Below are 5,888 nucleotides of genomic sequence, written 5' to 3'. Positions count from 1 at the left end.
TCGGCGGGCTCGACCTGCGGTCCCGGCCGGTCCAGCGGGTCTGTGCATCTGTGGTGTGCGGAGGGCACGACGGACTCCGGGACGCTCGACGGCCGGCTCGGCGCCCTGGAGACCGAACTGGCGCACGGCTTCTACACCCTGCTGTTCGGCTTCCAGGCCCTCACCTCCGAGCAGGGCGCCGCTCCGGTGCGGCTGGACATCGTCGCCCACGGTGTGCACCCCCTCGACACCGGCGGCCCGGCGGCGTCGCCGGAGCGTTCCCTGCTCGCCGGGCCCGCTCTCGTCATCCCGCAGGATTTCCCGTTCGTCACCGCCCGTTCGATCGACATCAGCGCGCGAGACGGTGGCGGAGCTACGGGCTCCCGCCGGGGACCACGCGGTGGCCCTCGCCCCGGGCGGGCGCTGGGTCCGTGCCTATGAACGCGACACCCTGCCCGAGGTGGGGGCCGGGCAGTTGCCGCTGCGGCTGCGCGAGCGGGGCGTCTATCTGATCACCGGCGGGCTCGGCGGCATCGGCATGACGCTGGCCGACTATCTGGTGCGCACCTGCCGCGCCCGGCTGGTCCTCACCGGGCTGGACGCGGTGCCGCCCACCGGGCTGGGCGCGGCCGTGCCGGACGGTGATCCGGGGCTCGCGGAACGCGCCGAGCGCATCCGCAAGCTGGAGGCGCTCGGCGGCGAGGTGCTCGCCGTGCGCTGCGACGCGGCCGACCGGGAACGGATGGCCGCCCTGTTCGAGGAGATCGACCGCCGCTTCGGCCGTCTCGACGGAGTCGTCCACGCCGCGGGTGTCTTCGAGACACGGCGCGCCTTCCGCAGCCTCGCCGAAACGGGCCGGGAGGACTGCGAGCGGCGACTGCGCCCCAAGGTGCGGGGCACCCTGATGCTGGCGGAGTTCCTGCGGGGCCGCCGTCTGGACTTCGTCCTCATGCAGTCCTCCCTGTCCTCGCATCTGGGCGGCCTCGGCTTCTACGCGTACACCGCGGGCAACGCGTACATGGACGCGTTCGCCGAGCGGCACCGCGGCGACGACATCCCGTGGATGACGGTCAACTGGGACGGCTGGATCTTCCGGGAGCGTGACGACGACACCCCGCACGCGTCGGTGGTCTCGCCGTCCTTCGCCTCCCCCGACTTCGGCGTGGTCGCCGAGATCGCGATCCGGCCCAGTGAGGGGGCCGAGATCTACGGGCGGCTGATGAACCTGGCGACGCCGCATCAGGTTCTGGTCTCGACGGCCGACTTCGACGCCCGGATCGACCAGTGGGTACGGGGCGCACAGCCCGGCCCCGCGGCCGGACCGGCCCCCGAACCCGCGGGCGCCGCCTGGGCCGACCCGGTCGCGGCGCAGGTGGCCAGGGCCTGGACCGACCTCCTGGGAGCCGAGGAGCTGCACCCGGACTCCAACTTCTTCGCACTCGGCGGCGATTCACTGCTCGGGGTCTCGCTCGCCCACCGCCTCAGCCAGGAGTTCGACACCGTGCTCAGCGCCATCACCCTGTTCGAGAACCCCACCATCACCCAGATGGCGAAGGAGATCACCCGCGCCACCGCACAGGACCAGGACCACCAGGGGGAAGCGTGACCGACCACTCCGCACGACCGAGCACACTGACCGACGAGACCGGGCCGGTGCACCATCCTCCGGCCAGGTTCTCCGTCACCAAGCTCTTCGACGACCTGCCCTGCACCCATCGCTCCTGGGCACACGGTGGCAAGTGCTCCTTCCTGCACGGCTACGAGCGGAGCTTCGAGATCGAGTTCGGCTGCGGCGAACTCGAACCGAAGACCGGCTTCGTGATCGACTTCGGCGATCTGAAGGAGGTCCGGGCGCTGCTCCAGGCCCAGTTCGACCACACCACCCTGATCGCCGCCGACGATCCCCACCGGGAGCTGTTCGAGGACCTCGGGCGCTCCGGTGTCATCGACCTGCGGATCATGGACCACACCGGCATGGAGGGTGCGGCCGAGTGGGTGCATGACCGGGTCGCCCAGCTGGTGGGCGAACGTACCGTCGGCCGGGTGCGGGTGCTGCGCGTCGTGGCCCGCGAGTCGCGGAAGAACGCGGTGGTCTTCCGGGCCCCGGATCCCCGGGACCCGAGGTGAGCGGCGGCGGCCATGTCGGCGACGTACCGGGCGCGCTGATCAGGGCGGTGCTGCCGGGGCCGTGCGGCGTCCCCTGGCTGCTGCTGCCCGGGTGGCAGCAGAGCGCCGCGCACTGGGCGCCGGTCGCCCGCTGGCTGTCGGGCTCGGGTGTCACGCTGCTGGCCGCCGACCTGGCGGGGGCCGCGGCCCGCTGCGCCGCCCCGCCCGGCACCGTGGCGCGGTCCGGGGAACTGGTGGACCGTCTGCTCGGCGAACCGGCCGCCGCCGAGGCGGTGATGGTGGTGGGCCACTCGGCCGGGGCTCCACTGGCCGTGCTCGTCGCCGCAGCGCTGCCCGGCGTGCGGGGCGTGGTTCTGGCCGAGCCCGTCGCGTCCCACTTCGGCGCCGCCCCGCCACGCCACGCCGCCGTACCCGGCGGGCACGGCGCCGGGCCCGGTGGCCTGCGCGAGCAGTACCCGATGGCGGCCGAGGCCACGCTGCGCACCATCGAGCCCGCGGCCCGCGGACTGCCGCCCGGCGAACCGGCGCGCCGTACCCGGATGCCGACGGACGCCGACGGCGAACGGGCGGCGCGTGCGGCCCGGGCCCTGGCCGGTGCCCGGGCGCCGGTGCTGGTGGTGCGCGGCCGGGCGTCGGCGCTGCTGTCCGCCGGGGATGCCGAGGCCCTGGCCGCCATGGCGCCGCGTGGGCGGTGTGCCACGGTCCCGGACGCCGGCCACTCACCCCACATCGACCGTCCCCGGGCCACCGCGGCGCAGTTGACGGCCTTCGCCGCCGAGGTGGCCGATCACCCCCCGACCTACGCAGGAGCAGCCCGTGAGTGAGCAGCTGGACGCAACGGCCGCACGGCTGGTGAGCAGCCGGGACCCGGAGGTGCGGACCCGGGGCACGGTGGATCTGGCCCGGATCGAGGAGGCCGTCCGGGACATCCTCGTCGCGGTGGGGGAGGATCCCGACCGCCGTGGTCTGAAGGAGACCCCCAGGCGGGTGGCCCACGCCTACGCGGAGCTGTTCGCGGGGCTGCGCGTGGATCCCACCGATGTGCTCGACACCACCTTCGAGGAGGGCCACCAGGAGCTGATCATGGTGTGTGACATCGAGGTGCAGTCCTTCTGTGAGCACCATCTGCTGCCGTTCCTCGGGCGGGCGCACATCGGCTATGTACCGGGCGAGAGCGGCTGTGTGGCGGGGCTGTCGAAGCTGGCCAGGCTGGTGGAGGTCTACGCCCGCCGCCCGCAGGTGCAGGAGCGGCTGACCTCGCAGATCGCCGACTGTCTGCACACGACGCTGGACGCCGCCGGAGTGCTGGTCGTGGTCGAGTGCGAGCACACCTGCATGACGATGCGCGGGATACGCAAGGCGGGTGCGCGAACGGTGACTTCGGCGGTGCGGGGCACGCTCCAAAGTGATCCCCGCACCCGTAACGAGGCCATGGAACTGCTGCGGCGCACCGCGGTCTGACGGGAGGCGGTGATGCCCGTTCAGCGCGATGACGCGGCGGCCCGGGCGGAGTTGTCGGCCGCCACCTCGCCATGGGGTTTCGTCGCCCGGGTCCTGCGGCCGGGGGCCGGGCGGCTGGCGGTGGCCGTCGTCGCCCTGGGGGCGGCCGCGGTGGTCCATATGGTGCTGCCCTGGTTCCTGGCCCGGATCGTCGACGAGGGACTGGTCGCCCGGGACCGCGGCGCCCTGCTGTCCTGGTCGCTCGGCATGTTCGCGGTCTCCCTGGTCAACCCGGTCTGCTACGTCATCGGCTACCGGCAGATGGCCCTGGCCGAGGCCGAGGCCCAGCGGCGTACGGCCGATTGGCTGACGGACCGGCTGGGCGAGCAGGCCGGGCGGGACGGGCGCCGCGCGGCGGCAGGCGACATGGTCAACCTGGTGACCGGGGACAACCAGGCGACCGCGTCGATGCACTGGACCGTCGGACACGGCGCGATGAACGTGATCGCGTTCGTGCTCGGCACGGTGCTGGTGTGGCGGATCCACCCCTGGCTGGGGGTCACTCTCGGTCTGGGTGTGGTCGCCACGACGCTGATCGCCGGGCCGCTGCTGGGGCGGCTTCAGCGGCGGCAGCGGGACTACCGCGACGAACTGGCCGATCTCGCGGGCCAGGCCGCCGATGTGACGGCCGGGCTGCGGGTGCTCCGCGGAATCGGTGGCGAGCAGCGGTTCCTGCGGCGGTACCGCGCGCAGTCGCGGCGGCTGCGGGACTCCGCGTACCGGGTGACCGACCCCAGCTCATGGGTGCAGGCCCTGCAACAGGCGGTGCCGCTGGCCTATCTCGCCGCGGTCACCTGGCTCGGCGCCCGGCTGGCGCTGTCGGGCGCCATCAGCGTCGGGGAACTCAGCGGGGCCTTCGGCTATGCCACGGGGCTGATCATGTACTCGGGTTCCCTGCTGGGCAACGCGCACGCCGTGGTCGCCGCGCACGTCGGCGCCGGGCGGCTCGTGGCGGCGTTCGCCTCGGGACGCGGCGTACCCCGGGGTGGCGGTGAGCCGGTTCACGGCGGCGATCCGCGCGACGCCCGTACGGGGCTGGCGGTCCCCGCCGGGAAGCTCACCGTCGTCGTGGCCGACCGGACCGCGGCGGCGGCCGACGCGCTGCGGCGGCTTGCCGGACATGACGGCCCGGACGCCGGGGTCCCCTGGGGCGGGCGGCCGCTCACCGCGATGGGGCCACGGGAGAGGCGCGGGCAGGTGATGCTGCTCGCCGACGACGACTATCTGTTCGGCGGGGGACTCCGCGACGTCCTCAACGCTGCCGACGACGCGACCGCGCTGACCGCCCTGGACACCGCCTGCGCCTCGGACGTCCTGGTCCAGCTCGGCGGCACCCTCGACGGTGCGGTCACCGACCGGGGCCGGAACCTCTCCGGCGGCCAGCGCCAACGGCTCACGCTGGCCAGGGCGCTGGCCGCCCGTCCCCCGGTCCTGCTGGCCGTGGAGCCCACTTCTGCGGTCGACGCCACCACCGAGGCGCGCATCGCGGAGCGCGTCGCGGCGGCGCGGCGGGGCCGTACGACCGTGGTGGTCAGCTCGTCCCCGCTGTGGTCGGCAGCGGCCGATCACGTGGCGCGGTTCACGGGCGCGGAGCGGCCCGCCGCGGGCGGGCGGGGCGGGCTCGTCGTCACCCGGGCGAGGAAGGGGGCGCGGTGAGCGCCGTGGAGTCGTCCCGGCTGCCGGTCGCCACGCCGCGGGAGGTCCGCCGCGCCGTCCTCGAGCTGCTCGTGCGGGAGAAGCGCACGGTGGCCCTGGTGTGCGTACTCCATCTGGCCGCCGCGGCGGCGGGCGCCGCGCTGCCGGTGATGCTCGGCAGGGTCGTCGACGGCATCGGGGACGGCTGGCACACCGCCCGGGTGGACGCCGTGTGCTTGGCGTTGTTCGGCTGTGTCGCCGCGCAGATGACGCTGGTCCGGCTGGGCCGGCGGCTCGGGCACCGCTTCGGCGACCGCGCCTCCGCCCGGATCAGGGAGCAGGCCCTCGAACGGGTCCTGCGGCTGCCGATGCGGACCGTCGAGCGTGCGGGGACCGGTGATCTGTCCACGCGGACCACCGGGGACGTCGACACCGTCGCCGGACTGCTCCGCTCCACCGGGCCCGAAGTGGTCGCGGCCGTGATCGAGGTACTGGTCGTCGTCGCCGCGGCGTTCTTCGTCGACCCGCTGCTCGCGCTGCTCCTGGCCGTCGTCCTGCCGCCGCTGCTGGTGGCGGCGCGTGCGTACGTCCGCCAAGCGCGCCCCGCCTTCCTCGCGGAACGCGCGACGCTGAGCGATCTCACCGAG

At 74.3% G+C, this 5,888-nt stretch carries 7 protein-coding genes; all 7 read left to right on the top strand.

Going from position 1 to position 5,888, the window contains the following annotated elements:
* Window positions 1-420: hypothetical protein (locus tag SSOG_RS54535; protein WP_039940275.1), on the top strand; the 420-nt coding region annotated here is incomplete at its 5' end.
* Window positions 380-1,585 carry a beta-ketoacyl reductase gene (locus SSOG_RS44775; RefSeq protein ID WP_039940274.1) on the top strand — a complete coding sequence of 402 codons (1,206 nt, stop codon included), beginning with the start codon at window positions 380-382 and terminating at the stop codon, window positions 1,583-1,585. The genes SSOG_RS54535 and SSOG_RS44775, both read left to right, overlap by 41 nt.
* Entirely contained in the window at window positions 1,582-2,106 is a 525-nt protein-coding gene (locus SSOG_RS44770) for a 6-pyruvoyl trahydropterin synthase family protein (RefSeq protein ID WP_078510548.1), read from the top strand. Before SSOG_RS44775 ends, SSOG_RS44770 begins: the two co-directional genes overlap by 4 nt.
* Complete coding sequence (locus SSOG_RS44765) at window positions 2,103-2,930, top strand: alpha/beta fold hydrolase (RefSeq protein WP_009720953.1); 828 nt, start codon at window positions 2,103-2,105, stop codon at window positions 2,928-2,930. Before SSOG_RS44770 ends, SSOG_RS44765 begins: the two co-directional genes overlap by 4 nt.
* Before the next feature lie 25 nt (window positions 2,931-2,955).
* Window positions 2,956-3,567: a GTP cyclohydrolase I FolE gene (gene folE, locus SSOG_RS44760; protein ID WP_208867579.1), complete on the top strand. Its 612-nt coding sequence runs from the start codon at window positions 2,956-2,958 to the stop codon at window positions 3,565-3,567.
* Window positions 3,568-3,579: 12 nt separating this feature from the next.
* A complete protein-coding gene (locus SSOG_RS57755) occupies window positions 3,580-5,262 on the top strand; it encodes an ABC transporter transmembrane domain-containing protein (protein WP_050800210.1) in 1,683 nt (560 codons plus the stop codon).
* Window positions 5,259-5,888 (top strand): ABC transporter transmembrane domain-containing protein (locus tag SSOG_RS44750; protein WP_167542552.1); only part of this gene is annotated, 630 nt, incomplete at its 3' end. The genes SSOG_RS57755 and SSOG_RS44750, both read left to right, overlap by 4 nt.

Origin of the sequence: Streptomyces himastatinicus ATCC 53653 (assembly GCF_000158915.1) — a bacterium.
Lineage (GTDB): Bacteria > Actinomycetota > Actinomycetes > Streptomycetales > Streptomycetaceae > Streptomyces > Streptomyces himastatinicus.
This window is presented reverse-complemented; position numbering and strand designations above follow the sequence as displayed.